The 25809-nt window shown below is 63.1% G+C and carries 25 protein-coding genes; 12 read left to right on the top strand and 13 right to left on the bottom strand.

Annotated features, from left to right (window positions below; genetic code table 11):
• Nucleotides 1-40: 40 nt before the first annotated feature.
• From X735_RS146800 to X735_RS146815, 4 genes are all read right to left on the bottom strand, one after another.
• Nucleotides 41-1057, bottom strand: coding sequence for an ABC transporter permease (locus tag X735_RS146800; protein WP_023812147.1), 1017 nt, complete (start codon nt 1055-1057; stop codon nt 41-43).
• Entirely contained in the window at nt 1054-2583 is a 1530-nt protein-coding gene (locus X735_RS146805; RefSeq protein ID WP_023812146.1) for a sugar ABC transporter ATP-binding protein, read from the bottom strand. Before X735_RS146805 ends, X735_RS146800 begins: the two co-directional genes overlap by 4 nt.
• Before the next feature lie 72 nt (nt 2584-2655).
• Nucleotides 2656-3912 carry a hypothetical protein gene (locus X735_RS146810; protein ID WP_023812145.1) on the bottom strand — a complete coding sequence of 419 codons (1257 nt, stop codon included), beginning with the start codon at nt 3910-3912 and terminating at the stop codon, nt 2656-2658.
• Between the two features lie 134 nt (nt 3913-4046).
• Complete coding sequence (locus tag X735_RS146815) at nt 4047-5087, bottom strand: substrate-binding domain-containing protein (protein WP_023812144.1); 1041 nt, start codon at nt 5085-5087, stop codon at nt 4047-4049.
• A 229-nt stretch (nt 5088-5316) separates the two neighbouring features.
• Between X735_RS146815 and X735_RS146820 the strand changes: the two genes are divergently transcribed.
• Together X735_RS146820 and X735_RS146825 are read left to right on the top strand one after the other, a co-directional pair.
• On the top strand, nt 5317-6075 hold the full coding sequence (locus X735_RS146820) for a rhomboid family intramembrane serine protease (protein WP_023812143.1): 759 nt from the start codon (nt 5317-5319) through the stop codon (nt 6073-6075).
• An 87-nt stretch (nt 6076-6162) separates the two neighbouring features.
• Entirely contained in the window at nt 6163-6594 is a 432-nt protein-coding gene (locus X735_RS146825) for a CBS domain-containing protein (RefSeq protein WP_023812142.1), read from the top strand.
• 48 nt (nt 6595-6642) lie between these two features.
• On the opposite strand, the gene X735_RS146830 is transcribed toward X735_RS146825, so the two are convergent.
• A complete protein-coding gene (locus tag X735_RS146830; RefSeq protein WP_023812141.1) occupies nt 6643-6900 on the bottom strand; it encodes a YjhX family toxin in 258 nt (85 codons plus the stop codon).
• A 280-nt stretch (nt 6901-7180) separates the two neighbouring features.
• Here X735_RS146830 and gatB point away from each other — a divergent pair, with 280 nt between their 5' ends.
• From gatB to X735_RS146840, 4 genes are all read left to right on the top strand, one after another.
• Nucleotides 7181-8131: an Asp-tRNA(Asn)/Glu-tRNA(Gln) amidotransferase subunit GatB gene (gene gatB / locus X735_RS1000000169880; RefSeq protein ID WP_245273250.1), complete on the top strand. Its 951-nt coding sequence runs from the start codon at nt 7181-7183 to the stop codon at nt 8129-8131.
• On the top strand, nt 8028-8756 hold the full coding sequence (locus X735_RS1000000169875; protein WP_245273255.1) for a hypothetical protein: 729 nt from the start codon (nt 8028-8030) through the stop codon (nt 8754-8756). Before gatB ends, X735_RS1000000169875 begins: the two co-directional genes overlap by 104 nt.
• Before the next feature lie 4 nt (nt 8757-8760).
• Nucleotides 8761-9249 carry a GNAT family N-acetyltransferase gene (locus X735_RS146835; protein ID WP_023812140.1) on the top strand — a complete coding sequence of 163 codons (489 nt, stop codon included), beginning with the start codon at nt 8761-8763 and terminating at the stop codon, nt 9247-9249.
• Between the two features lie 80 nt (nt 9250-9329).
• A complete protein-coding gene (locus tag X735_RS146840; RefSeq protein ID WP_023812139.1) occupies nt 9330-9674 on the top strand; it encodes an antibiotic resistance protein VanZ in 345 nt (114 codons plus the stop codon).
• 78 nt (nt 9675-9752) lie between these two features.
• Here the strand turns inward: X735_RS146840 and panC are convergent, their stop codons facing one another.
• Both panC and panB read right to left on the bottom strand, forming a co-directional pair.
• The gene (gene panC / locus X735_RS146845) at nt 9753-10604 is read right to left on the bottom strand and encodes a pantoate--beta-alanine ligase (RefSeq protein WP_023812138.1); all 852 of its coding nucleotides are present in this window, start codon (nt 10602-10604) and stop codon (nt 9753-9755) included.
• Nucleotides 10601-11443 (bottom strand): 3-methyl-2-oxobutanoate hydroxymethyltransferase, encoded by an 843-nt coding sequence (gene panB / locus X735_RS146850; RefSeq protein WP_023812137.1) that lies wholly within the window; start codon nt 11441-11443, stop codon nt 10601-10603. The genes panC and panB overlap by 4 nt, the downstream gene beginning before the upstream one ends.
• 229 nt (nt 11444-11672) lie before the next feature.
• Here panB and X735_RS146855 point away from each other — a divergent pair, with 229 nt between their 5' ends.
• The 3 genes from X735_RS146855 (at nt 11673) to X735_RS146865 (ending at nt 13250) form a co-directional block, all read left to right on the top strand.
• Nucleotides 11673-12071, top strand: coding sequence for an NADH:ubiquinone oxidoreductase subunit NDUFA12 (locus tag X735_RS146855; RefSeq protein WP_013531353.1), 399 nt, complete (start codon nt 11673-11675; stop codon nt 12069-12071).
• Nucleotides 12072-12194: 123 nt separating this feature from the next.
• Nucleotides 12195-12788, top strand: coding sequence for a DUF2155 domain-containing protein (locus X735_RS146860; RefSeq protein ID WP_023812136.1), 594 nt, complete (start codon nt 12195-12197; stop codon nt 12786-12788).
• A 75-nt stretch (nt 12789-12863) separates the two neighbouring features.
• On the top strand, nt 12864-13250 hold the full coding sequence (locus X735_RS146865; RefSeq protein ID WP_023812135.1) for a hypothetical protein: 387 nt from the start codon (nt 12864-12866) through the stop codon (nt 13248-13250).
• 28 nt (nt 13251-13278) lie between these two features.
• Here the strand turns inward: X735_RS146865 and aat are convergent, their stop codons facing one another.
• The 6 genes from aat to X735_RS146895 all read right to left on the bottom strand — a co-directional run bounded on the left by aat (nt 13279) and on the right by X735_RS146895 (nt 18590).
• Nucleotides 13279-13896, bottom strand: a complete 618-nt coding sequence (gene aat, locus X735_RS146870) for a leucyl/phenylalanyl-tRNA--protein transferase (protein WP_023812134.1) — start codon at nt 13894-13896, stop codon at nt 13279-13281.
• Between the two features lie 12 nt (nt 13897-13908).
• Complete coding sequence (gene accC / locus X735_RS146875) at nt 13909-15252, bottom strand: acetyl-CoA carboxylase biotin carboxylase subunit (protein ID WP_023812133.1); 1344 nt, start codon at nt 15250-15252, stop codon at nt 13909-13911.
• A gap of 10 nt (nt 15253-15262) precedes the next feature.
• Complete coding sequence (gene accB / locus X735_RS146880) at nt 15263-15721, bottom strand: acetyl-CoA carboxylase biotin carboxyl carrier protein (protein WP_023812132.1); 459 nt, start codon at nt 15719-15721, stop codon at nt 15263-15265.
• A 26-nt stretch (nt 15722-15747) separates the two neighbouring features.
• Nucleotides 15748-16182, bottom strand: coding sequence for a type II 3-dehydroquinate dehydratase (aroQ, locus tag X735_RS146885; protein ID WP_013531359.1), 435 nt, complete (start codon nt 16180-16182; stop codon nt 15748-15750).
• Nucleotides 16183-16330: 148 nt separating this feature from the next.
• Nucleotides 16331-17134, bottom strand: a complete 804-nt coding sequence (locus X735_RS146890) for a DsbA family protein (protein ID WP_023812131.1) — start codon at nt 17132-17134, stop codon at nt 16331-16333.
• Nucleotides 17135-17195: 61 nt separating this feature from the next.
• The gene (locus tag X735_RS146895) at nt 17196-18590 is read right to left on the bottom strand and encodes a M48 family metalloprotease (protein ID WP_023812130.1); all 1395 of its coding nucleotides are present in this window, start codon (nt 18588-18590) and stop codon (nt 17196-17198) included.
• 144 nt (nt 18591-18734) lie between these two features.
• Here X735_RS146895 and X735_RS146900 point away from each other — a divergent pair, with 144 nt between their 5' ends.
• The 3 genes from X735_RS146900 (at nt 18735) to X735_RS146910 (ending at nt 25751) form a co-directional block, all read left to right on the top strand.
• Entirely contained in the window at nt 18735-19883 is a 1149-nt protein-coding gene (locus X735_RS146900) for an aminotransferase class I/II-fold pyridoxal phosphate-dependent enzyme (protein WP_023812129.1), read from the top strand.
• 4 nt (nt 19884-19887) lie between these two features.
• Nucleotides 19888-20871 carry a glutaminase gene (locus X735_RS146905; protein WP_050592706.1) on the top strand — a complete coding sequence of 328 codons (984 nt, stop codon included), beginning with the start codon at nt 19888-19890 and terminating at the stop codon, nt 20869-20871.
• A 3617-nt stretch (nt 20872-24488) separates the two neighbouring features.
• Nucleotides 24489-25751 (top strand): N-acetylmuramoyl-L-alanine amidase, encoded by a 1263-nt coding sequence (locus X735_RS146910; RefSeq protein ID WP_023812126.1) that lies wholly within the window; start codon nt 24489-24491, stop codon nt 25749-25751.
• Nucleotides 25752-25809 lie beyond the last annotated feature (58 nt).

Here is a 25809-nt window from a genome sequence, read left to right as displayed (position 1 = left end):
TGCGACGAAAAATCTGCGTTCCGTGGTCGGCTGGTGTGAACTATCGCTTCTTCCCCGGGCCGAAGGTCAGCGCCAGAGCGCCAACCAACACGACACCCTTGACGAAGTCCTGCGTGTAGTAGGGCGCGTTCAGCATGGTGAGGCCGTTCAGGAGGACGCCGACGAAAATTGCGCCGGCCACCGTGCCGATCACATGCGGGCGACGCTTGTCGAGCACGGCATAGCCGATCAGCGAGGCCGCCACCGCATCGAGCAGGAGCGAGTTGCCGGCCGAGACGTCGCCGCGGCCGACACGCGAAGCGACGATCAGCCCTCCCAACGAAGCAAGCGTGCCGGACAGGATATAGGCCCAGAGTCGATATGCCTTGGTCGGCGCGCCGGATAGATGCGCGGCCGTTTCGTTGCCGCCGATCGCATAGAAGACGCGTCCCCAGCGCGTACGCTCCATCAGGAACCAGGCGAGGATGGCGACCACCGCCATGACCACGACAGACAGGGGTACGGTGTCGAAGAGCCGTGACCGGCCGAGGATCAGGAAAGCCGGATCGTAAGCACCGGGAACGGACGAGCCGTCGGGCAGCACCATGCCGGCGGTGATGGAGCGGCCGCCGGTCGGGATTAGCTGCAGGCCGGCGAGCAGGAACATTGTCGCCAGCGTGGCGAGAAGATCGGGGACGCCGATGCGGACAATCAGCAGTCCGTTCAGGAGGCCTATGAAGGCGCCCATCAGCAAGACCAGACCCATGGTCTGGGCCGCATCCAGCTGCCATACGACCATGGCATAGCTTGCCGCCATCACCGACGAGGCGGCGATGCTGCCCACCGAGAGATCGAAGCCGTCGGCCGACATCGTGATCGAGACCCCGACGCCGAGGATCGCCACGACCGAAACCGCCTGCAGGATGGAGAACAGGTTGGCCGAGCGGATGAAGGCGGGCTGCGCGTACCAGAAGCCGATCACCATCAGTGCCAGCAGCACGAACAGCGCGTAACGGCGCGTTTCGCGGAAAAGCGATGTGCGCGGGGCGGCCTGCTGGACCGTCGTCGGGTTCGTCATCGATGCTCTCCGGCCTTTTCGCTCTCGACCTTGCCGATCTGGTCGGTCAGCGGGCCATGGCCGTCACCGGCCTCGTGAAGGGAGTGATCGCGCATGACGAGGATGCGGTCGGCAACCTCCAGCGCCTCTTCGGTGTCGCTGGTCGCGATCAGCGTGGCGGAACCGCTTTGGCTGTTGCGGATTGCGGAGATCAGGTCGGCACGCGCCCCGACGTCGACACCCTGGAAGGGCTCGTCGAGCAGCAGCAGCCGGCAAGGTGCCGCCTGCCAGCGGGCGAGCACGACCTTCTGCTGGTTGCCGCCGGAAAGCTCGTCGAGCGTGTCATCGGGGCCGCGCGCCTTGATGCCGAGCCGGGCGATCGCCTCGGCGGCAACCTTGCGCTCGCGCGCGACCCGCAGCAGGCCGTCCGGAAACCAGCGCCGCAGATGCGGCAGGGCGATAGTACCGGCAATCGAGGCGCCGGGAACCTCGGGCGGTAGCAGCGACGATGCCCAGCGGTCCTCGGCGACCATGAAGACGCCGTTTTCGATCGATCGCGCCGGCCCGTTGGAAAGCCACGGTTTTCCATCGAGCACGAAGCTGCCTTGCGCCAGCGTTTCCAGACCAAAAAGCGCGCGCAACAGCCGGCTCTTGCCAGAGCCAAGCGTGCCGGTCAGAGCGACGACCTCGCCGGAGCGCAGATCGAGATCGAAAGGCCTCGCACCGGGAATCAGTTGCGCACCCTTGATGGAGGCGATGATTGGGGCCGCCGAAATCTTGCCGTCATGGGTGGCGGCTTCCAGCGTCCGCCCGATCATGGCCGCAACGGCGGCCGGGAAATCGATCGGTTTGGCAAAGGCGCCGACGATGCGACCGCCGCGCATGATCACGGCGCGGTCGGCGATGGCGGCAAGGTCGCCCAGCCTGTGCGAGATGTAGAGGATTGCCATGCCGCCCGCGCGCAGCCGCCGGATGATGGCGAAAAGCCGGTCCGCTTCCGTGGCCGAGAGGCTGGATGTCGGCTCGTCGAGGATTAGAACGGAGGCCTTGGCCGCGACGGCGCGGGCGATGGCGATCAATTGCCGCTCCGCCGGCCGCAGGTCGATGAAGTCGCGGTCGAGCGGCAGGTCGAGATCGATCAGCGCCGCGATGGCGCGCGCACGCCTGCGGATCGACCGGGCCGAGACGAAGAAGCGCTCGCCCGGCTGGCAAAGTTCATCGAGCAGAAGATTCTCCGCGACCGTCAGTCCGGCAGCCCCCGCCTGATCCGTCGCCTGATGGACGGTCGCGATGCCGGCGGCCTTGGCGGCGCTGGGCGAGGCGAGGGCGACGATCCCGCCGCCCAGGGTGATCGTTCCGGCGTCGGGTACATGCGAGCCTGAAAGGATTTTCACCAGAGTCGATTTGCCGGCGCCATTGGCGCCCATCAGCGCCACGACCTCCCCGGCTGCCACGGTAAGATCGGCTCCAGCGAGCGCGCGCGTCGGGCCAAAGGATTTTTCGATCCCGGCGACAGCGACGGCAATGGGGGCGGCGGTGAGGGACAATTGGTTCAGCCGGTTACAGGTTGAGCGGGAACTGGGAAAGGCAAGCAAGCCAACGGGGCACGGTCGTAATTGTCAGCCGCCATATTCCATGATCGCCAGTCCGGCATTGTAATCCGGCGAATAGACGATGCCGTTGGCGTCGACGAATACGTCGGTCGACTGGATCACTTGCGGCCGATTCGGACGTTTGTCGACCATGCGGCTGGGAGCCGGCGGCACCAGCGCCCCGGTCTCCTTTGGGCGATAGGGATCGGAGATGTCGAAAACGCGCACGCCGGCATTCTGGTAGGTTGCAAAGATCAGGGTGTCTGACACAAAGCTGCCCGGCCGGTTCTCGTGCAGATTGTGCGGACCGAAATGTCCGCCCTTGGCGGTGTAATCGGTCTCGTCCGGGGTCGGCAGGGTCGAGATCGAAATCGGGTTCGCCGGATCGCGTATGTCGAAGATCCAGGTGAGCTTGCGCCCATCCTCCTCATGGTCGAGCACGGCCTCGTCGGCGACAACGAGCAAGCCGCGTTTGAGCAGCGGCAGCGCCGAATGGGTGCCGCCACCATAGGGCGGCGACCAGTTCCTGTGGCTGATCAGCCTCGGCAGGGCAGGGTCGGCGACATCGAGGACGGTCAACCCGCCGTCGCGCCAGCAGGCATAGGCGGTATCACCCTCGACGACCGCATGATGCAACGCATAGCGGCGGCCGTCGGGCCAGCCGGGTGTCTCGCCGCCGGCAAGATGCATTCCTGGAATCCACCAGCGACCGGCCTCGACTGGCCGTGCCGGGTCCTGAAGGTCGACCGTCAGCAGGATGTAGTCGCTGTAGCCGTCGAGAAGCGCCGATACGTAGGCGTAGCGCCCGCCGACGTACCAGATGCGGTGGATGCCGATGCCGTCGACCGGGAAGAAGCCGATCTGGCGAGGCTGCGTCGGCTTCGAGATGTCATAGACGGCCATGCCGGCCGACCAGGTCCGCGCCGCGCCCGAACCAGACGCGGTGCCGATCGTCTCGCCGATCGACTGGGTGTAGTAGACCTTCTCGTCGAACGCGAAAGCGGCGTCGGCGAACAGATCGCGTGCATGGACGACCAACAGCAGATCCTCATGCGTCTGCAGATGGATGGTCCAGGTATTCGGCAGCGCGGGCACGAACACCGTCCCGCCCGGATTCTTGGGATCCCGTACATCGATGATGGAAAAGCCTTGTGACCAGGGATGCGCGACATAGGCGAAGCCGCGATGCACCATCACCTGCAATCCGTCCGGCCGCCCGCCTTGGTCGGAATGACCGATCAGGCGCATGTTCCTGGAATAGTCGGGGGTGGGGACAGAAACCATAATTGTCTTTCAAAAGGTCGGTCCGGCGTACTTTGCCTGTCGCAGCGGGTGGTGTGGCGGAGGCAGGCGCAATCATCCCCCAGCAGGCCGGGGGATGATTGTTTGGATCGCTGATTTTGTGAAGGCGCTGAAGCTCAATTCGTCGCCGGGATCCACGGTGCCTTTGCGGCATCGCTGTCCTTGAAGGCCGGGAATTTCGCCTGCAGGTCCTCGATCGTCTTGATGTTGTTGTCGACGAGGTCCTTTCTGGTGACGAGCGTCGGCTGGATCAGCACCGAATGGCCGGGATTCTGTCCGGCGATCAGCTGGGCCAGCGCGCGCACCGAAGCCTCGCCGACGACGGCCGGGTTGGTTGCCGCCGTCGCCACCCACGGGCTATTCGGTTCGAGGATGGCCTGGATGTCCGAGGTCGAGATATCGACACCGTAGATCTTCACCTTGTCTGCCACGCCAAGCTCGTCGATGGCGAGCTTCACGCCACGGGCGAACTCGTCCCATGGGGCGAAGACGACCGAAAGCGTCGGGTTGGCGGTGAGCACAGCCTTGGTCTGGTCGGCGACCGAAGCGGCAACGGTGTCGTTGACCACGCCCCAGGTGGCGACTTCCTTGATGCCTGGGTACTTCTTGCCGAAATCCTTCCACACCGCATAACGGCGGTCGAGCGGTGCGAAGCCGGCGACATAGAGGACGCCGCCGTCGAATTTCTCGCCCTGGTCCTTGACCGCCTGGTCGAGCACGAGGCGCGCCATGTCGGCATCGGACTGCTCGACCTGCGGGATCTTGGGGTTGTCGAGGTTGGTGTCGTAGGCCACCACTGGAATGCCGGCGTCAAGCGCTGCCTGTGCGACGTCCTTGATGGCTTCTGGCTGGCCGTTGTTGATGATGATGCCTTGCACGCCGAGATTGATCGCCTGCTGGATCAACTGCCGCTCGGTGTTGATGTCGTTGCGCGCCTGCGAGATGTTGGCCTCGATGCCGAGCGCATCGGCCTGGCGCTTCACGCCGGCCTCGAATGCCTGGAGCCAGTCACCGGAGCCGAGGAAGCTGACGACGGCGATCTTGACGCCGCCCTTATCGAAGGGTGCCGGCGCGCCGGATATGCCCTGCGCCGAAGCCGCGGTGGCGAGACCGGCTATGCCGGCGGCTGCCGCCAGCGAAAGAATATGCTTGATCATGTGGAGACCCCTTTGAAATTGGCCGCATTCTAGGGGGGAGGCCCATCGCTTCCGAGAACGCTCATTGCGAGTTTTTCAAATCCCGGAGCATTTCCACTTCGCTTCCTTTCGGTTTCGTAGCAAATGAAGACGATGCGGTGCCGGGCGTTCGCTGTTGAGAAAACAGAATTGTTCCAACCCGGACATCCTTGCTCTAAAGGACGCGCAGGAATTCCTGGACCAGATGCGCATGAACGAACCGGTAAACCCTTCGGACACGGAACAGATGGACGACGCGCCGCGACGACGGCGCGAGCCGGTGTTCAACCTGCCACCCGTCGTGTTGGCGGTGATCGGCATCTGCGTCGTCGTCTACCTGTTGCAGCAATATGTGTTGAGCGAATCCCAGCAGATGACATTGCTGTATGACGGGGCCTTCATCCCCGTTCTCTACACCGGGCAATACGGCTTCGACTGGTTCCTGTTTTCGCGGCCCTTCACCTATGCCTTCATGCATGGCGGCTTTGCTCATATCGCCATCAACATGGTGTGGCTCGCCGCGTTTGGTTCACCATTGGCAAACCGCCTGGGAACGCTGTGGTTCGCGCTGTTTTTTGCCGCAACCGGGTTGGCTTCGGTCGCGCTTTTCTGGGCGATCCATCCTTATGGTGAGGCGCCGCTGGTCGGGGCTTCCGGTGCGATATCAGGCATGATGGGGGCTGCGGCGCGTTTCGGCTTCCGCACCGACCGTTCGGCCGGCAAGGCCGCCTTCGCCGGCCCTGTGCTGCCGATCGCATTCGTATTGCGCTTGCGCGGTGTCGTGATCTTCCTCGCCATGTGGATGGTCATCAATCTCGCCACCGGCCTGCTCGGGTTTGCCCCAGGGGTAGATGGTCAGATCGCCTGGGAGGCCCATATTGGCGGCTTTTTCGCGGGCTTCTTCGGCTTGCGTTGGTTCGACAGGCGATGGCAGGCGCCTGAATGGGAGACGACCGACCACCGCACTTGAAATGCAACCGATCACGGCGCACGATGTTCACTCTTACGTGAAGGCCGGTCAGGGCAGGAACCGGCAGGCAAAGCAGAGGAGGACGCCATGACGGTGAAGGCAATTCTCGAGAGAAAAGGCCATGACGTGTTGACGCTCGGGCCGAACGAAAAGCTTAGCGAAGCCATCCGCATCCTGGCAGAGCACAAGATCGGTGCGCTGGTCATCACCAATGGCGATCGCAAGATCGTCGGCATCCTGTCAGAGCGCGACATCGTCCGGGTTGTCGCCCGCGAAGGTGGAGCCGCGCTGGATATCGCCGTGCGCTCGGCAATGACGCCGAAGGTGAAGATCTGCAACGAGAATCACACCGTCAACGAGGTGATGGAGATCATGACCCGAGGCCGCTTCCGCCATCTGCCGGTGGAGAAGGACGGCATGCTCGATGGCATCGTGTCCATCGGCGATGTGGTCAAGCGCCGCATCGAGGATGTCGAGCGCGAGGCCGACGAGATCAGGGCCTATATCGCCACCGCCTGAGCGGCGAGGCGAACCGCCGGCCGGAGAACCGACCGGCGGAGCCGTGGTTTACCTGTTGTCGAGTTCGGAGCGGACGAGCGCGAGCCCGCGCCGGGTGATGCGGTAAGGGCCGCCTCCCGACGAAGAAACCGCCTTCTTACGCTTCAGTTTTCGAAACATATCGAGATCGACGCCCGGATAATGCCAGCCGTCGCGGGTCAGGCATTTGACGGAGGCGATCCGCTTTTTCTCGTTCTTTTCGATTTCAATGCGTCCACCCTGCGCGAGCAGGTGCAGGATGCTCTGTTCTATGCGCGAAATGTCCATGTGAGAGTTTTCCGGGAAAACAAAAAATGCCGCCGCCGCGAAGCTTCGCGGCACGGGGTTTCGGTTTTCTGCCCTGCCTCGCCAGGAGGTCAGGGCCTTACCGGGACTGAGCGTAAGTGGACATCCACTCTCCATTGGAATGAGCGTCCTATAGGCGAACGCGGCTGAAAAGGCCAGTCCGTGGCTTTGCGCTTGTCTCTTTTGGCGGTTTGCACTAGCGAAGTTGCAAATCAGAATGTGCATTAATGCAGCTTCCCATCATTCCAGTTCGCAGGCCGCCATGTCCCTTATCGACACCCGTACTCCTGACGCAAAACGCCTGATCCCCGGCGCAACCGGCGACTGGGAGATCATCATCGGCCTCGAGGTCCATGCGCAGGTCACTTCGGAAGCAAAGCTGTTTTCGGGCGCCTCGACGGCCTTCGGCGCGCCGCCTAACGCCAATGTCAGCCTGGTCGATGCGGCGATGCCGGGCATGCTGCCGGTCATTAACGAGGAATGCGTCAAGCAGGCGATCCGTACCGGCCTGGGGCTGAAGGCGCAGATCAACCACAAGTCGGTCTTCGATCGGAAGAACTACTTTTATCCCGACCTGCCGCAGGGCTACCAGATTTCACAGTTCAAGCAGCCGATCGTCGGCGAGGGCACGGTCATCGTTTCGGTGGGCCCGGACCGCCAGGGCGAATTCGAGGACATCGAGGTCGGCATCGAGCGGCTGCATCTGGAGCAGGATGCCGGCAAGTCGATGCACGACCAGCATGCGACCATGTCCTATGTCGATCTCAACCGCTCCGGCGTGGCGCTGATGGAGATCGTCTCCAAGCCGGACATGCGCTCGGCCGACGAAGCCAAGGCTTATGTCACCAAGTTGCGCACCATTGTACGCTATCTCGGCACCTGCGACGGCAACATGGACGAAGGTTCGATGCGCGCCGACGTCAACGTTTCGGTGCGCAAGCCGGGCGGCGAGTTCGGCACGCGGTGCGAGATCAAGAACGTCAACTCGATCCGCTTCATCGGCCAGGCCATCGACTACGAGGCGCGCAGGCAGATCGCCATCCTCGAGGATGGCGGCAAGATCGATCAGGANCATCGGCCAGGCCATCGACTACGAGGCGCGCAGGCAGATCGCCATCCTCGAGGATGGCGGCAAGATCGATCAGGAGACGCGGCTGTTCGACGCCGTCAAGGGCGAGACGCGCTCGATGCGCTCCAAGGAAGAGGCGCATGATTACCGCTACTTCCCCGATCCCGACCTTTTGCCGCTGGAATTCGACCAGGCCTATGTCGATGCGCTGGCCAAGGAATTGCCGGAACTGCCGGACGACAAGAAGGCGCGGCTGATCGCGTCGCTCGGCCTGTCCGTCTATGACGCCTCGATCCTGGTTTCGGAAAAGCCGATCGCCGACTATTTCGAAAAGGTGGCCGCCGGCCGCGACGGCAAGCTTGCCGCCAATTGGGTCATCAACGATCTGCTCGGGCAATTGAACAAGGCCGGAAAAGACATTGAAAACGCTCCGGTTTCGCCCGAGCAGCTCGGTGCGGTCATCGATCTGATCAGGGATGGCACCATCTCCGGCAAGATCGCCAAGGACCTGTTCGAGATCGTCTGGAATGAGGGCGGCGACCCGCGCCAACTGGTCGAGAGCCGTGGCATGAAGCAGGTCACCGACACCGGCGCCATCGAGAAGGCCGTCGACGACGTTATCGCCGCCAACCCTGACAAGGTCGAACAGGCGCGCGCCAAGCCGAGCATGGCCGGCTGGTTCGTCGGCCAGGTAATGAAGGCGACCGGCGGCAAGGCCAACCCGCAAGCCGTCAACGACCTCGTCAAGGCCAAGCTGGGCATCGAGTAGCGCCGTGTTCGTCCGCACCGCAGGTGAACGCGACCTTGCCGCTGTGCGGACGCTGCTGGTGGAAACGTGGCATGCGACCTATGACGCCATTTATGGCGCTGCCAAAGTCGCCGAGATCACCGACGAATGGCACTCGATCGCTTCGCTCCGCTCGCGGCTGACGCGGCCCAACTCGGAATTCCTGGTGGCCGATGACGGCAAGCGGATCGGCGGCATGGCTTTCGCCGCCGCCACCGCCGATGCGAAAATCATCCTGTTGAACCAGCTCTACGTCCATCCGGACTGTCAGCGGCGGGGGATCGGGCAAGCACTGCTCGACGAGGTCGAAGCCAGTTTCCCGGAAGCGCGAACGTTGCGCGTCGAGGTCGAGGAGGCCAATGGCGGTGCCATCGCCTTCTATCGGTCGAAAGGGTTCTTGCCTGTCAGTGCCGCGGAAGAGTCCCGTGATACCTCAAGGCCGACGACGCTGAGTTTCGAGAAACCGCTGGGATAGACCACCGGGATGAATAGAGCGATCAAGCCATGCGTCATCGCGGCGTTTGCTGTGCCGGCTCACGACGGATATGCAAGGGCATGACCAAACTGTCCCGCATTACAGCGCTGGCGCTGCTCGCCATCATCATTTTCGCGACCTTGTCGCCGATCCAGATGCGGCCGCACCTCGCTGAAGCGAATGTCGAGCGTGCCTTGGCTTATGTCCTGCTGGGCTTCGCCCTGGCGATCGGCTTTCCCAACCGACTGTATCAGGTCGTGATCTTTGTGGCTGTGACCGCCGGCATGCTGGAACTGCTTCAGCTCATTGATCCCGGTCGCCATGCACGCCTCATCGATGCATTGGTGAAAGCCCTTGCCGGGGTGGTTGGGATCGTGGCGGGACACCTGATCGTCAGGGCCGGCGGACAAAAGAGCGAGAGCTAGGCGCGGCGGCAATCCGCCGGGAGTGCGGGACCATCGACCTTGGTCGCGGCCCGTGTCTATCTGGCCGAAGCCTTCTCGCTAGGCAGCGGGAACCTCCACATTGTCGATCAGCCTCGTCTTGCCGAGCCATGCTGCCGCAAGAAGACGCCCTTCGCGGTTTCGACGCCATGGCGCAAGCGTCAGGCTTTGGCGTGCCTCGACATAGTCGACCTTCTGAAAGCCGGCGGCGATGAGGGCGCGGCTGGCCTCTTCGGTTGCGTCGCTCTGGCCGGCGCCTGCCGCCAGGGCCGCAGCCGTATTGCGCAATATCACGTTGAGCTGGCGGGCGATCTTCAGTTCGGCCTCATCGAGATAGGCGTTGCGTGACGACATGGCGAGACCATGCGCGTCGCGGATCGTCGGTGCGCCGATGATCTCGACAGGCAGGTCGAGGTCGCGGCAGAGCTGCCTCACCACGCAAAGCTGCTGGTAGTCCTTCTCGCCGAAGACCGCACAGTCGGGCGTTGCCTGCAGGAGGAGCTTTGCCACCACGGTGGCGACGCCGTCGAAAAAAGTCGGCCGAAAGTCCGATTCGAGCCCGGCGGAGGGGCCGCCGACCGAGATTTTCGTGGCGAAGCCGGCGGGATACATCTCGCCAACCGTCGGTGTGAAGGCAAGGTCGGCTTTTGCCGCGCCCAGCCGGTCGAGGTCGCGGGCGAGTTGGCGCGGGTACTTGTCGAGGTCTTCGCTCGGCGCGAACTGCGTCGGATTGACGAAGATCGACACGACGCAGCGCTCGGCTTTTTGGAGCGCGATCCTGACCAGCGAGATGTGTCCGTCATGCAAAGCACCCATGGTCGGCACCATGGCGACACGAAGGCCGTTGCGCCGCCAGTCCCGGATTTGCGCGCGAAGTGCGGCCACGCTGTCGACGACGACGGGTTGGCTCATGCGTCGTCCCTGCTGTTTGTCGCCGAAAAGACATGGCCGGGGCCGGGGAATGTCCGGCCCCGCACCTCGGCTGCGTAGCTTTCAGCTGCACGCGAGATCACGCTGCGCAGATCCGCGTATTCCTTGACGAATTTCGGCACGCGATCGACGGTCAGCCCGACCATGTCGTCGATGACCAGGATCTGGCCGTCGCAGTCGCCGCTGGCGCCGATGCCGATGGTTGGAATGGCGATGCGGCGGGTGATTTCGGCGGCGACCCTCTCGACCGTGCCTTCGATGACGACCGAGAAAGCGCCGGCGTTCTCGACGGCAAGCGCATCGCGAAGCAATGCCGCAACAGCCTCCTCGGTGCGGCCTTTGATCTTGTAGCCGCCATCCTTCTCCACCGATTGCGGCTGCAGGCCGATATGTCCCATGACCGGAATGCCGGCGGCGGCGATGGCCTCGATCTGGCTGATCATGTCGAGGCCGCCTTCGAGCTTCACCGCCTGGCAGCCGGTTTCGTCGACGACCCGCCGCGCCGAGGCGACGGCTTGCGCTGCCGTTGCCTCATAGCTGCCGGCCGGCAGGTCGACGACGACGCAGGCCCTGGCCGAGCCGCGCATCACGGCCTGCCCATGTGCGATCATCATCTCCAGCGAGGCGCCCAGCGTCGTCTTGTGGCCATGCAGGACCATGGCGACACTGTCGCCGACCAGAAGCAGGTCAACATGGTGATCGAGCAGACGGGCGATGGGATAGGTATAGGCGGTCAGGCAAACGATCGGCGTGCCGCCCTTGCGGTGGCGAATCGCCTCGGCGCTGATGCGAATGTCGGTGGTCGGCAATTCCGTGGCCAATCGTCACCTCCTTTGGCCTCAAGCCGGGCTGGATGCAGGCATGGGCGCGCAGAGCTTTAGAAATACCGTAAAGGCTTGGCAAGCGTGCATGCAGTGACCGGCAGGATCACAGGCTTGTGTCGGGTTTCCGGCAAGCCATTTGCGCGCACGCCGTGGCAAAAGCCTTGCCTTCGGCAAGGCCTGACGCCATAAGCAGGAAAACGGGCGCTGCCGGCGCGAGGGTTTTGAAATGAAGACTTTCCTTACGCAGTTTTTCACCTGGTGGAACAGCCAGACGATTGGAACGCGCCTGCACACCTGGCGGTACGGCAAGAAGGTCGGCCAAGACGAAACCGGCAATTTCTACTACGAAGGCGGCATCGATTCGGAAGGCCGCACGCGCCGCTGGGTCATCTACCGCAATTATTCGGAAGCTTCGGCGATACCGCCCGGCTGGCACGGCTGGATGCACCACCGCGTCGACGTCGCGCCGTCCAGCGAGGACTACAAGCCGCGCGACTGGCAAAAGCCGCATCAGCCCAATCTGACCGGCAGCCCGGCGGCCTATCGCCCGAAGGGCTCGGTGCTGACCAATCAGCATCGTCCGCAGGTTACCGGCGACTACGACGCCTGGACGCCCGGGTCGTAATGGTAGGGTGCAGGCCGGTGCTTTATCGCCACAATTGGTGTTTAGCTGCTTGCTGATCAGAAAACGGCGACTAGCCTTGGCGATCGACAGAATCACCCGGGCGCGAACCACCGGTATCCTTGCATGAGCTTTTTCAACCTGACATCGATGGGCGGTCTGACGCTAGCCGCCGGTCTTGCCGTCAGCACCGCGGCGTTTGCCGCTTCGCCGACCCCCGCCGCCCCCGCGCCGGCGCCAGCCCCGGGATCGGACCGGGTTACCAACGCCGTTGCCGAGTTTGCCGGTATCGACAAGATCACCGGCCGCATCATCACCTTCGATGTCTATATCGACGAGACGGTGCAGTTCGGTGCTTTGCAGGTGACGCCGCGCGTCTGCTATTCGCGGCCACAGACCGAAGAACCGAAGACAGATTCCTTCGTCGAGGTCGACGAGATCACGCTGGACCGCAAGATCCGCCGCATCTTCACCGGCTGGATGTTTGCCGAAAGCCCCGGCCTCAATGCCGTCGAGCATGCCGTCTATGACGTCTGGCTGAAGGCTTGCAAGCAGAAGTCGGATGTGCCGGCGCCCGATGGCGCCAAGGCAGACTCGACCAAAGCCGAGGCGCCCAAGCCCGCCGCGGCCAAACCGAAAGCCGCGACCGCTCCGGACGTGACAGAGCCTGGCGTGACGGAGCCGGACGCTTCGGACCCCGATACGACCGACACCAACTGATCCTCCGGAACCGTCCTTGCCACCATACGTTGGGGCACGGATGAGCGCGCATTTATGCGCAGGGAGGATCTTCCGATGTCAGACAGCAAGCGGATCACGGCCGGCAAGACAGAGTTGCTGGAACTCGAAAAGGGATTCTGGACGGGCGACGCGGCCTACTATGCGGCCAATGCCGACACCGAATGCTTGGTGGCGTTTCCGCAGATGGCACAGGCGATGGACAATGCGGATCTCGCCAAGACCGCAACCAAGCCCAACCGCTGGCGCGACCTGAAAATCGACCTCAAGGGTATTATCGAGCCGGGCAGCGACATCATCATGCTGACCTACGAGGCACATGCGACACGCGAGAACGGCGAACCTTACGCCGCGCTGGTCAGCACCGGCTATGTCCATCGCGTCAACGGCTGGAAGATGATGTTCCATTCGCAGACGCCATTGGAAGCCGCCACTGGGAAGTAGGCTCAATCTTCAGGGATAGAATTGGGCGTCAGGGATAGAATACGGCCTCGCCCTTCAGCGCGTCGGCCAGCATCTTTTCATATTTGCCGCGCGGCACGTCGACGGCGCCGAAGCGCTTGAGGTGCTCGGTGGTGAACTGCGTATCGAGCAGCGCGAATCCGCGTGCCTTCAAGCGCTCCACGAGATAGAAAAGGCAGGTCTTGGAAGCGTCCGTCTCCCTGGCGAACATGCTCTCGCCAAAAAACACCCGGCCGAGCGACACGCCATAGAGGCCACCGACCAGCCGGTCCTCGCGCCACGCCTCGACCGAATGACAATGGCCTATCCGATGCAACTCGACATAGGCTTCGCGGATCGGCGCATTGATCCAGGTCGAGCGCCGTTCCACCCGCTTCTCGGCGCAACCGTCGATCGTGGCTTCGAAATCGAAATCGAAACGGATGTCGAAGGGGTTCTTCTTGATCGTTTTCCTCAGGCTCTTCGGTGCGTGAAAACCATCGAGCGGGATGATGCCGCGAGTCTCCGGCCGCACCCAGAACACCTCCGGGTCGCCGGCACTTTCTGCCATTGGGAAGACGCCCGAGGCGTAGGCCTTGAGCAGCAGGTCGGTGGGGATGCGATAGCCGGGCGCGTAGGGGCGGGTCATCGCGTCTCCGCGCTACTCTTCCTTGGCCAGATATTTTTCCAGCCAGTGGATGTCATAATCGCCATTGGCGATGTCGGCATTGCCGACGAGATCGCGAAACAGCGGCAGCGTCGTCTTGATACCGTCGACGACGAACTCGTCCAGGGCGCGGCGCAGGCGCATCATGCACTCGACGCGATTACGCCCATGCACGATCAGCTTGCCGATCAGGCTGTCGTAATAGGGCGGGATCTTGTAGCCGGAATAGACGCCGGAATCGACGCGGATGCCCAGGCCGCCCGGTGTGTGGAAATGGGTGATCGTGCCGGGCGAGGGGGTGAAGGTGCGCGGGTCCTCGGCGTTGATGCGGCATTCGATGGCGTGGCCGTTGAACTTTATGTCCTCCTGCTTCACCGAGAGGCCGCCGCCGGAGGCGACGCGGATCTGCTCGTGCACGAGATCGATGCCGGTGATCGCTTCGGTCACCGGATGCTCGACCTGCAGGCGCGTGTTCATCTCGATGAAGTAGAACTCGCCATTCTCGTAGAGGAACTCGATCGTGCCGGCGCCGGAATAGCCGAGGTCGGCGATCGCCTTGGCGCAGATGCCGCCGATGCGGGCGCGCTCTTCGGCATTGAGGGCGGGAGAGGGCGCCTCTTCCCAGACCTTCTGGTGGCGGCGCTGCAAGGAACAGTCGCGCTCGCCGAAATGCACGCCGCGGCCAAAGCCGTCACCAAACACCTGGACTTCGATATGGCGCGGCTTTTCCAGATATTTTTCAATATAAACGGCATCGTCGCCGAAGGCGGCACCGGCTTCGGTGCTCGCCGTCTGCAGGGCGATCTCCAGGTCAGCCTCGGTGAGGGCGACCTTCATACCGCGCCCGCCACCGCCGGCCGATGCCTTGATGATCACGGGATAGCCGATCTCGGCGGCAATGCGCCTGGCTTCCTTCTGGTCGGTGACGGCGCCGTCCGAACCGGGCACAACCGGAATGCCGAGGCGCTTGGCGGTTCGCTTGGCCTCGATCTTGTCGCCCATGATGCGGATATGGTCGCCGGACGGACCGATGAAGGTGATGTTGTGCGCGGCCAGTATGTCGGCGAACTTGGCGTTCTCCGACAGGAAGCCGTAGCCCGGATGCACGGCGTCGGCGCCGGTGATTTCGCAGGCCGCAACGATCTGATGGATGTTGAGATAGCTGTCGCGCGATGGCGGCGGACCGATGCAGACGCTCTCGTCCGCGAGCCGCACATGCATGGCGTCGGCATCGGCGGTCGAATGCACCACCACCGTCTGGATGCCGAGTTCCTTGCAGGCGCGCAGCACCCGGAGGGCGATTTCGCCGCGATTGGCGATGAGGATCTTCTGAAACATCAGGCCCGCTCTACTCGATCACGACGAGCGGCATGCCATATTCGACCGGCTGCGAATCCTCGAAAAGGATCGCGGTCACCGTGCCGGCGCGTGGCGAGGGGATCTGGTTCATCGTCTTCATTGCTTCGATGATCAGCAGCGTCTGGCCTTCCTTGACCTTCTGGCCGACTTCGATGAATGCCTTGGCGTCCGGCGACGGCGCCAGGTAGGCCGTGCCGACCATCGGCGAGGTGACTGCGTTCTTGGAAATATCTGCCACAACGGGCAGAGCTACGGAGGCAGCTTGCGCTGCTGCCGGCGCATAGGCCTGCTGCGGCGCTGCGATTGCATGAACAGCCGGCGCCTGCCGCGAGACGCGCACCTTCAGGTCGCCCAGTTCAACCTCGATCTCGGTGAGGTTGGTGTCGTTCAGTATGCCCGCCAGATCGCGAATCAGTTGCTGGTCAACACCGGTCTTCTTTATCGACATTTTCGAGCCTTCTGTTTGTTGGCCGGTCATAGGCGTGCGGCCAGCGCCTGTAGCGCCAGCGTATAGCCGAGCGGCCCAAAGCCACAGATCATGCCGACGGCGACCGGCGCGACCATGGAGACGTGGCGGAATGGTTCCCGCGCATGGATGTTGGAAAGATGAACTTCGGCCACCGGCAACGGTGCGACGGCGCGGATGGCGTCGTGGATGGCAATCGAGGTGTGGCTGTAGGCGCCCGGATTGATGACGATGCCGACAGCCTTGTCGCCGGCTTCCTGAATCCAGTCGACAAGGTCGCCCTCATGGTTCGACTGGCGGAAATCGATCTCGAACCCCAGCGCCGTGCCTGCCTGCTTGCAGTCGTCGGCGATCGCGGCAAGCGTCTTGCCGCCATAGATGCCCGGCTCGCGCTTGCCGAGCGCGTTGAGATTGGGACCGTTCAGGACGAAAACCGTTTTCAAAAAGCCGACCTTTCCCGGCGCCGTCATCAAGCCGGCGCGCTGGGCCCTCTATAATGGGCATAACCGCCCGCGGAAAGAGCGCAAGTGCGTTCTTTCACTGTCCACAACAGGCGGAAATGTGCCCGTGAGAAATAGCTGGCGAGCAAGATCAGAGCGCGGCTTTCGCCGCCTCGATCTTTTCAGCCAGCACTTCCTGCCCGAGCGCCCCGAACACCACCTCGTTGCCGACGACATAGGACGGCGTTCCGGTGATCGCCAGCTTGTTGGCAAGATCGTAGGTCTTGGCGAGGGCCTCGTTGATTGTCGGGTCCTTCATCTTCTCGCGCAGCGCCGCTTCGTCGGCACCGAGCGATAGCGCGACCTTCATGGCCGCCGCCTCGGTGGCGCGCCCCTGGCCACCGAGCAACGCATTGTGGAACTCGCCGTACTTTTCCGGGTGCATCAGGTGGAAGGCCATCGAGACCACGCTCGCCTTCTGCGAATCCGGTCCGAGGATGGGGAATTCCTTGAGCACGAAACGCAGGTCCGGATCGGTCTTGGTCAGCGCCTGCATGTCGTCGATGGCGCGTTTGCAGAAGCCGCAATTGTAGTCGTAGAACTCGACGATGGTGACCTTGCCGTTGGGATTGCCGACGACGCCGTCGAAGGCGGAGTTGAAGATCTGGTCCTTGGCATCCTTGATCACGCCGAGATGAGCGATGCGCTGCTCTTCCTTCTGCTTGGCCTCAAGCGCATCCTGGACCTCCAGGAGGACTTCCGGGTTTTTCAACAAATAGTCGCGGATGATGCCTTCGACCTCGGTGCGGTCGATCTTGGTATTGGCCGCCGCCGTCTCGACCGGCTGCCCGGTACCGGCCTTGGCGATCTGCGGGTTTCCGGCAACGAATCCGAAAGCCAGCATGGCCAGGGCGACCGCAACCCCCGTGGTGCCCAGCAGCAGTGCCTTTTTCATCGTTCCTGTTCCTTCTACCTGTTTTCCGGTCTGGCTATGTCGTGGCGCGCGACCGGAAGGTTCACTTGATCTTGGTTGACGGCCTGTAGTTTATGATATCCTGGGCGCGAAGCCAGCGCGGCTCGCCGCGTTTCATCTGCTGTTGCGCCCGCATGGCGAAAATCTTCGCATCCTTGTAGCTGCCGGAATAAAAATGGCTTTCGGCGGTGGCAAGTTCAGCGCCGGATATGTCGCCCAACTCGCCATAGGCCTGTGCCAGATAGCGATATCCGGCTGAATTTTCCTTGTCGCGACCGAGGCCATTGTTGATCTGCACGACGGCTTTTTTGAGGGAGTCGGGCGTGCCGACGGCCATCAGCGCCTGACCCACGGACACCGGCAGCAGACCGGACCGAGCCGAATCGAGGCTGACCGCCTTGGCGTAAGCGTCCGCAGCTTCCTTGGGTTTGTTTGCTTTCATCAGGATGTCGCCGCGCAGTTCCTGGAAGTAGGCATTTTTCGGCTGCGCTTTGATCAGTGCATTGGTCTTGGCGAGAGCGGCGGCGATGTTGCCGAACAGGTAGGTCGACTGGGCGTCGCCGTACTGCGCGGCGAGGGTTCCTTGCATCTTTCGCATCAGCCGGGACGCGGCCGCCTGGCCTTCCATGTAGACGGCGATCTTCACCCGCATCATGTCATGGCGCTGCTGCAGCGCGGGCGGGTCCGGCCTGTCGACATTGGGGTCCTGTTTCACCAGCACTTCGAGATTGGCGATGCGGTCCTGCGGCATCGGATGGCTGATCCGATACGGATCGACCTGGGCGCCCGAAAGCGACAGTGCGGTCTGGAAGCGGCGGAATGTCTTCAGCATGCCCATGCCGGACTGGCCGGTGGCATTGAGATAGGTGATCGCCGAGCGGTCGGCCGTCATCTCCTCGGTGCGCTGGTAGGCGAGGATGCTGCGCTGTGCCATCTCGCCGCCGCCAGCGGCCACGCCCATGCCAGCGCCGGCGAGACCGCGGCTGCTGGTTGTGGCACCGGCGACAATGGCGCCGGCGCCAAGCAATGTCGCGATGACGGCCATCGTCTTGGCTCGTTCGAGTTGGTCGCGCAGCTTCTGCTGGTGGCCGCCGGCGATATGGCCGGCTTCGTGCGCGATGACGCCGATGATCTCGTTGGGCGTTTCAGCCGTCATCAGCGCGCCGGTGTTGATGAACAGCCGGCGCCCGGTGACGAAGGCGTTGAAACTCTGGTCGTTGACCAGAACGATGTCGATGCCGTCATTCGCCAGGCCGGCCGCCCTGAAGATCGGCCGCGCGTAATCGCGCACCAGCGCCTCGATCTCGGCGTCGCGCACCACCGGCACGTTCTGGGCGAAGGCACTGACCGAGCTCGCCATTGCAACGGCAACGCCAAGCGAAAGCGTCGCGAAGACGCGCGCTGCCTGGGCAATCGTCGATCTGGGTCGGCTCAACATGATGGCTCACTGGTAGACGAGCGGGCGAAAGATGAAAAGTCGGCGCCGGAAACTTCCTCAACTTGTGATCCTCACATCAATCGGGCATTTGTGCGGCACATGCGCCAGTGCGTGGCGCCGTCAGTCATCGGGAATACTGGTTAAATGGTCGTTTCGCTCTCACGCCGTGGCAATGTCGAGCCCTTCCATGCGATGGACATTCTGGCAGAGGCAAACCGGCTGAAGTCCCAGGGCGTGCCGGTTGTTTCGATGGCCGTCGGCCAGCCCTCCGATCCCGCACCGGTTCTGGTTCGCGCCGCAGCCGCCAAGGCGCTGCAGGATGGACGCATCGGCTACACCGATGCGCTGGGACTGGCAGGTTTGCGCAAGGCGATCGCCGGACACTATGCCGATCACTACGGGCTTGATATCGAGCCCGGCCGGATCGCGGTGACCACTGGATCGTCGGCCGCCTTCAACCTCGCCTTCCTGGCGATGTTCGATGGGGGTGACCGGGTCGCCATCGCGGCACCCGGCTATCCCGCCTATCGCAACATCATGGCCGCACTCGGCATCGAGGTGGTCGAGATCGAGCTCGGCGACGCCGCCTATCTGCATGCCGGCCATCTCGAGACCGCGCATCGTGAAAAGCCGCTGAAAGGCGTTCTCTTCGCCAGCCCCGCCAATCCAACCGGCGCGGTCATACCGGCCGATGAACTGGCGGTTCTGGTGAGGACGGCACAAGAGCTCGGCATCGCCGTCATCTCCGACGAAATCTATCACCGGCTGGCCTATGCCGCCCCCGACACCACGGCGCTGGCCTATGGCGGCGACGTGACGGTGATCAACTCCTTCTCCAAATATTACTGCATGACGGGCTGGCGCATCGGCTGGATGGTGCTGCCGCAAGAGCTGGTGCGGCCGGTCGAGCGCGTCGCCCAGAGCCTCTACATCTCGCCGCCGGAACTGTCGCAGATCGCCGCGATCGAAGCGTTCAGGGCGACCGAGGAGCTGGAGGCGGTAAAAGGCCGCTACGCCTGGAATCGCGAGCTTTTGATGAAACGCCTGCCGGAACTCGGCTTTCCGCTGGCAGCGCCCATGGACGGCGCCTTCTATGCCTTCTGTGACGTCACCAGGCATACCAATGACAGCATGGCCTTCGCACGCAAGATGCTGGCTGAGGCGCATGTGGCGGCAACGCCCGGCCGCGACTTCGACACTCAGGCTGGGCACCGGACGATGCGGTTTTCCTATGCCGGCAGCCACGACGACATGGTCGAGGCAATGGCGCGCATCGAACGCTGGTTGAGGTAGCACCATGCCGGAACTCGAACAGCCCCTCAGACTTGATCAGGCCTCCAAACTTGATCAGGCCCCCAAACTTGATCAGGCATTGGCCGAAGTCGCCGCCGAAATGGCCGATCGCATCGATCGCGGTGATGTCGCTTCCTACATTCCGCAGTTGGGCAAGGTCGATCCGAAGAAATTCGGCATCGCAGCGGTCACCAATGACGGCCGCGTGCTGACGGCAGGGGACGCCGACCAGGCCTTTTCCATCCAGAGCATCTCGAAAGTGTTCACCCTGACACTGGCGCTCGGCAATGTCGGCGACGCGCTGTGGCAGCGGGTCGGCCGCGAACCGTCAGGCAATCCGTTCAACTCGATCGTGCAGCTCGAGCATGAGAACGGCATTCCGCGCAATCCGTTCATCAATGCCGGCGCCATCGTCATTTCCGACATCCTGCTTGCCGGCCACCAGCCGCGCGAGGCGATCGGCGAGATCCTGCGCTTCATCCAGTTCCTGGCCGACGACGAGACTGTTATCATCGACCGCGAGGTCGCGGCGTCCGAACGGGCCACCGGCTATCGCAACTTCGCGCTTGCCAACTACATGAAATCCTTCGGCAATCTCCACCACGCGCCGGAGCTGGCGCTGGGCGTCTACTTCCACCACTGCGCCATCGCCATGAGCTGCCGGCAATTGGCGCTCGCCGGCCGTTTTCTCGCCAATGGCGGCAAGAACCCGGCGACCGGGCATTCCGTGGTGTCGGCCGAACGGGCGCGCCGCATCGGCGCGATGATGCTGACCTGCGGTCACTATGACGGTTCCGGCGATTTCGCCTTCCGCGTCGGCATTCCCGGCAAGAGCGGCGTCGGCGGCGGCATATTGGGCATCGTGCCGGGCGTGGCGTCGCTTGCCGTCTGGTCGCCGGGCCTCAATGCCAACGGCAACTCCAAGCTGGGGTCGATCGCGCTGGAAAAGCTGGCCAGGATGATGAACTGGTCGATCTTCGCGCCGTGATGCATGTCGCCCAAAAGTGCGCAGCGGTTTTGGGACAACGACATGCTTGGAATCAAAGAAGCGTTTTAGCCTTTCGCGATCCAGCATAACGCCAGATAAGAAAATCCCGCACCGTCTTCGAGACGGCGCGGGATTTTTTTGTCAAAGAACTAGCTCATGCGATTGAAAGGCTTAGAAAAAGCCCTTCCGCTGCCACCATCCGCCGCGTTTCGGCTTGTCCTCGGTCTTGTCCTCAGCCTTGGCCGCGGGTTCTTCCGCTACGGTCGAAGACACCACGGGCTCGACCGGCGCATTCACCGCCGCCGGCTTGCGCCGCGACGGGCGGGCCTTCGGTGCCTTCTCCACAGCCGCTGCTTCGTCGGACGCCGTGGCCGGCGTCTCGACCGGTGCTTCCGCCTCGGCAGCCGGCTCTTCGGCGACGATTTCGGCCGCGGCCTTCTTCGGCTTGGCGGCACGACGTGGCTTCTTCGGCTTCTCCGTGCTCGGCGCGTCGTCATTGGCCGGAGCAAGCGCCACCGGCTCTTCGGCTGGTGCAGCAACGACCGGCTCGCTGGCGATCACCTCGGTTGCCGAGACTTCGCCTTTGGACGCGTCGGCTGCTTCGCCAGCACTTGCCTCGGCCTCGCCTTCACCGTCTTCGCGGCGGTTGCGCTNTTGCCGCCGCGCTTGCCGCGCCGGCGCTTTTTGCCTTGGCCTTCGTCCGAAGCCTCAACTGTCTCGGACGTTTCGGCAACACCAACAGGGGCGTTGTCGTCCGTTTCCGTGTCGCCGTCGCTGGCGGCCGAGTCTGGGTCCGAAAACTCGCCGGCCGGAGCCGAGACGGAAGCACCGTCCGCCGGGGCGCCATGTTCGCGATCGCGATCCTTGCCGCCGCGCCGACGCCGGCGCTTGCGGCGCTTGCGGTCGCGGCCTTCGCCTTCCTCGCCACCGGCGGCAGCAGGTCGGGGTTGTTGCTGCGGCTGCTGGCGTGGCTGTTCGGCCTGGACCGGCGCCTCGTCATCCTCCTCCTCGGCGACGACAATCTCGTCCTCGGGCTCTTCCGGCTCGACATAGGCCGGGAAGNGAGTTCAGACGTGTGCTCTTCCGATCTGTCCGTACCGTGATGTGGCTGCGCGAATCCTTGAGCAGGAATTCCTCGATCGCCCGCACCACCATCAGCGCGACCGACGAATCGGAGCGCACATGGCCGGTGCCGCCGCAATGCGGGCAAGGCTTCATGGTCGATTCCAGCACGCTGGCGCGGATGCGCTGGCGGGACATCTCCATCAGGCCGAAATGCGAGATGCGGCCGACCTGGATGCGCGCACGATCGTTCTTGAGGTGATCCTTCAACCGCTTCTCGACGGAGCGGTTGTTGCGGTTCTCCTCCATGTCGATGAAGTCGATGACGATTAGGCCGGCGAGATCGCGCAGCCTGAGTTGACGCGCGACTTCCTCGGCCGCTTCCAGATTGGTGTGGAGCGCGGTGTCCTCGATCGAGTGCTCCTTGGTGGAGCGGCCCGAATTGACATCGATGGCAACCAGCGCCTCGGTCTGGTTGATGATGATGTAGCCGCCGCTCTTCAGCGTCACCTGCGGCTGCAGCATGCGGTCTAGCTGTGCCTCGATGCCGTTGCGCACAAAGATCGGCGTCGTGTCGCGGAACGGCTGAACCACCTTGGCGTGGCTCGGCATCAGCATGCGCATGAAGTCCTTGGCCTCGCGGTAGCCTTCCTCGCCGGAGACAAGAATCTCGTCGATATCCTTGTTGTAGAGGTCGCGCACCGAGCGCTTGATCAGGCTGCCTTCCTCGTAGACCAGGGCAGGGGCCGTGGACTGCAAGGTGAGATTGCGGACATTTTCCCAAAGCCGCATCAGATATTCGTAATCGCGCTTGATCTCGGCCTTGGTGCGGCTCTCGCCGGCGGTGCGCAGGATCACGCCCATGCCCTGCGGCACTTCGAGATCGGCAACGACCTCCTTCAGGCGCTTGCGGTCGACCGCGCTGGTGATCTTGCGCGAAATGCCGCCGCCACGCGCCGTGTTCGGCATCAGCACCGAATAGCGGCCGGCAAGCGACAGGTAGGTGGTCAGTGCCGCACCCTTGTTGCCGCGCTCTTCCTTGACGACCTGCACCAAGAGGATCTGCCGGCGCTTGATCACTTCCTGGATCTTGTACTGGCGGCGCACCGGCTTGCGGCGGTTGCGCACTTCCTCCAGCGCGTCCTCGGCGCCGACCGATTCGACCTCGTGATCGTCCGGATGCGAGGACTGCACTTCTTCCAGCATGCCGCGATCATTGTCGCCGGAGGTCGCTTCGCTGCCTTGTTCGGCCTGCGGAACGGCTTCGGAAACCACATCGGCCTCGACCGAGGCGGCGATCGACGTCGGGCCGCCTTCGCGGGTTTCGCCTTCGTCCTGCTCGGCGGAATCCTCGCCATGTTCGGACGCATCGGCATGTTCGGACGTATCGGCCGCATGTTCGATGATCTCGGACGTGTGCGAGATCTCTTCGAAACCAGCGTCGGCCCCTTCTTCTGCCTCGTCGGCAGCGTCGTTTGCCTCGCCGGAATCGGCTGCATCGCGCTTGTGCTCACCCCGGTCACGGGGCTTTCCGCCGCGCCGGCGGCCGCGCCGTCCGCGATCGCGGCTCTGACGGTCATCGCCGTCGCCGTCCTCGTTCTCCTCGTCCTCGGCCTCCTGCGCTTCCGCGCGTAGCAGTGCCTGACGATCGGCGACCGGAATCTGGTAGTAATCGGGGTGAATTTCACTGAAGGCGAGAAAACCGTGGCGGTTGCCGCCATATTCGACAAAGGCTGCCTGAAGGGAGGGCTCTACGCGCGTTACGCGGGCTAGGTATATGTTTCCTTTGAGCTGCTTCTTGTCCTGGGATTCAAAGTCGAATTCTTCAATACGGTTACCGCGTACGACGACAACGCGTGTTTCCTCCGGGTGGGAGGCGTCTATCAGCATTTTGTTGGGCATTATTTCGTTTCCCCCCGGCAGCCGTCAGCCGCAGCTTGCGAGGCAAAGCCTGCTGCTGCGTGTCTGGAATGTGGGTGCCGGATATTTGAACGTCCGCCGGCCGCCGCTTGAGCGCCATGGCGGTGCCGCCCGCAGCCATAATGGCGCGGTTTGATGCGGACCTTTCCATGATTGCGCTTGAAGCCATCGTCACCAACAGAACCTTTTGAACCAAAGCCCGGATGAACCGGACCAGCTTGTTTGCTCATACAGAGCCGGCGCGGGAACAAACCCGGCCGTTTTCCTCACGCAGGCGATTCCCCCGCCACGGGAGCACGCCTGCGAAATTCGTCGCGATCACCTGAACCCTTTTCGCCTGAAGCGAAAGGAGCCGCCTTTACATCTGACCCTGTAGCAAGAAGCTGCGGAGGAGGGCGGTTCCAGGATTGCAGTGATCCACTATCGCTTTTATGATTTGGCGGGATGGAAGGCAACCCCGATTTCCGATGCCGGCAAAAAGCCGTTCCGTAGCGTAAGCCAGGCTTGCGGCCTTGCATGAAAAGGCTTGGTTAACCTTCTCTGGATACCAATCGTTAATCGAGTTCGCGGCCTAACCGGCATATGGACGAAATGACCGGGCGCCGGGCGCCAAACCGGGAGCGACTGGAAGAGAGATGGGATTGGCGGACTTCACAGACAAGGGATGTCGTGTCGGCGGCCGGATCCTGGCCGCTTTCTGCCTCTTGCTGCTGCTGGCGGTCTCATCTGCCCTGTCCTCAAATGCCAATGCCGCCGACGCTCCGCTCGTGGCAAAAGGTTACAAGATGGCCGGCGATGCCACCAAGATGCGCATCGTCATGGACTTCGATCGCGAACCCGGTATCAAATGGTTCCTGCTGCGCGGTCCCAACCGTCTTGTCATCGATCTCGCGAATACGAGATTCGCCGTTGATGCCAAGGATTTGAAGGCGCGGGGCCTGGTCAAGAGCGTGCGCCTGGGCGCCCTCGGCGAGGGCGTTTCGCGGCTGGTCCTCACCGGCAAGGGTCCCTTTGCGGTCGACAAGCTCGATGTGCTCAAGAACGAGGACGGTACCGGCTACCGCATTGCCATCGACATGTCGGCGGCATCCGAGCGCGAGTTCGATGTGGCGCTGGCCAATCAGGCGCTGACCACCGGATCGACCGTTTCGACCGACAAGGGAGGGCGGGTCGGCACCGGGCCGGTCTCCAATCCAGGCCATCGGTTCACCGTCGTCATCGATCCCGGCCATGGTGGCATCGACGGCGGTGCCGAGGGCCTGAACGGCACCATCGAGAAGAATGTCACGCTGGCCTTCGCCACGGAGCTGCGGGACAAACTCGCAGCCATCGGCAATTATGATGTGTTCATGACGCGCGACACAGACGAATTCCTGCGTCTGGACGATCGCGTGCGCATTGCCCGTCAGCATGAGGCCGACCTGCTTATTTCGATCCATGCCGACACGATCAGCGTCAAAGGCATTCGCGGCGCCACCGTCTACACCGTCTCCGACAAGGCTTCGGATCCCGAGGCGCAGGCGCTTGCCGACCGAGAAAACCTCTCCGACCAGTTCGCCGGCATGGAAATCAAGAACGACAACAAGGAAGTCACCGACATCCTGATCGACCTGATCCGCCGCGAAACGCACAATTTCTCGATGAGTTTCGCCCACACGCTGGTCGGCCAGTTGTCGACCAGCGTCGGCCTGATCAACAATCCCCAGCGTTCGGCGGGCTTCAAGGTGCTCAAGGCACCCGACGTGCCGTCAGTGCTGGTCGAACTCGGTTATCTCTCGAACGCCAAGGACGAGGCGCAGTTGCTCAACGCCGACTGGCGCGGCAAGGCGGCCCAGAGCATAACCAACGCCGTCGCGCTGTTCGCGTCGGCCAAGGCCGGACCGGGAACCGGAGGTTGACATGACCGGCGGCGCCTGCAACCAGAGGCGGCGTTGCGCGACGACAACACCCAATGCT

Source organism: Mesorhizobium sp. L2C084A000 (assembly GCF_000502875.1).
Taxonomy (GTDB): Bacteria; Pseudomonadota; Alphaproteobacteria; order Rhizobiales; family Rhizobiaceae; genus Mesorhizobium.
Note: the sequence above shows the minus strand (reverse complement) of the source record. Positions and strands in the feature narration are given on the sequence as shown.

What these genes read in the sequence shown, in the direction of transcription:
- X735_RS146890 (WP_023812131.1), bottom strand. Translation starts at nt 17,134, where the DNA reads ATGAAAAAGGCACTGCTGCTGGGCACCACGGGGGTTGCGGTCGCCCTG.
- accB (WP_023812132.1), bottom strand. Translation starts at nt 15,721, where the DNA reads ATGTCGATAAAGAAGACCGGTGTTGACCAGCAACTGATTCGCGATCTG.
- aat (WP_023812134.1), bottom strand. Translation starts at nt 13,896, where the DNA reads ATGACCCGCCCCTACGCGCCCGGCTATCGCATCCCCACCGACCTGCTG.
- X735_RS146855 (WP_013531353.1), top strand. Translation starts at nt 11,673, where the DNA reads ATGAAGACTTTCCTTACGCAGTTTTTCACCTGGTGGAACAGCCAGACG.
- X735_RS146840 (WP_023812139.1), top strand. Translation starts at nt 9,330, where the DNA reads ATGACCAAACTGTCCCGCATTACAGCGCTGGCGCTGCTCGCCATCATC.
- X735_RS146900 (WP_023812129.1), top strand. Translation starts at nt 18,735, where the DNA reads ATGGTCGTTTCGCTCTCACGCCGTGGCAATGTCGAGCCCTTCCATGCG.
- X735_RS146905 (WP_050592706.1), top strand. Translation starts at nt 19,888, where the DNA reads ATGCCGGAACTCGAACAGCCCCTCAGACTTGATCAGGCCTCCAAACTT.
- accC (WP_023812133.1), bottom strand. Translation starts at nt 15,252, where the DNA reads ATGTTTCAGAAGATCCTCATCGCCAATCGCGGCGAAATCGCCCTCCGG.
- X735_RS146800 (WP_023812147.1), bottom strand. Translation starts at nt 1,057, where the DNA reads ATGACGAACCCGACGACGGTCCAGCAGGCCGCCCCGCGCACATCGCTT.
- X735_RS146830 (WP_023812141.1), bottom strand. Translation starts at nt 6,900, where the DNA reads ATGGACATTTCGCGCATAGAACAGAGCATCCTGCACCTGCTCGCGCAG.
- X735_RS146820 (WP_023812143.1), top strand. Translation starts at nt 5,317, where the DNA reads ATGAACGAACCGGTAAACCCTTCGGACACGGAACAGATGGACGACGCG.
- X735_RS146810 (WP_023812145.1), bottom strand. Translation starts at nt 3,912, where the DNA reads ATGGTTTCTGTCCCCACCCCCGACTATTCCAGGAACATGCGCCTGATC.
- X735_RS146815 (WP_023812144.1), bottom strand. Translation starts at nt 5,087, where the DNA reads ATGATCAAGCATATTCTTTCGCTGGCGGCAGCCGCCGGCATAGCCGGT.
- panC (WP_023812138.1), bottom strand. Translation starts at nt 10,604, where the DNA reads ATGAGCCAACCCGTCGTCGTCGACAGCGTGGCCGCACTTCGCGCGCAA.
- X735_RS146860 (WP_023812136.1), top strand. Translation starts at nt 12,195, where the DNA reads ATGAGCTTTTTCAACCTGACATCGATGGGCGGTCTGACGCTAGCCGCC.
- X735_RS146910 (WP_023812126.1), top strand. Translation starts at nt 24,489, where the DNA reads ATGGGATTGGCGGACTTCACAGACAAGGGATGTCGTGTCGGCGGCCGG.
- X735_RS146895 (WP_023812130.1), bottom strand. Translation starts at nt 18,590, where the DNA reads ATGTTGAGCCGACCCAGATCGACGATTGCCCAGGCAGCGCGCGTCTTC.
- X735_RS146865 (WP_023812135.1), top strand. Translation starts at nt 12,864, where the DNA reads ATGTCAGACAGCAAGCGGATCACGGCCGGCAAGACAGAGTTGCTGGAA.
- X735_RS146825 (WP_023812142.1), top strand. Translation starts at nt 6,163, where the DNA reads ATGACGGTGAAGGCAATTCTCGAGAGAAAAGGCCATGACGTGTTGACG.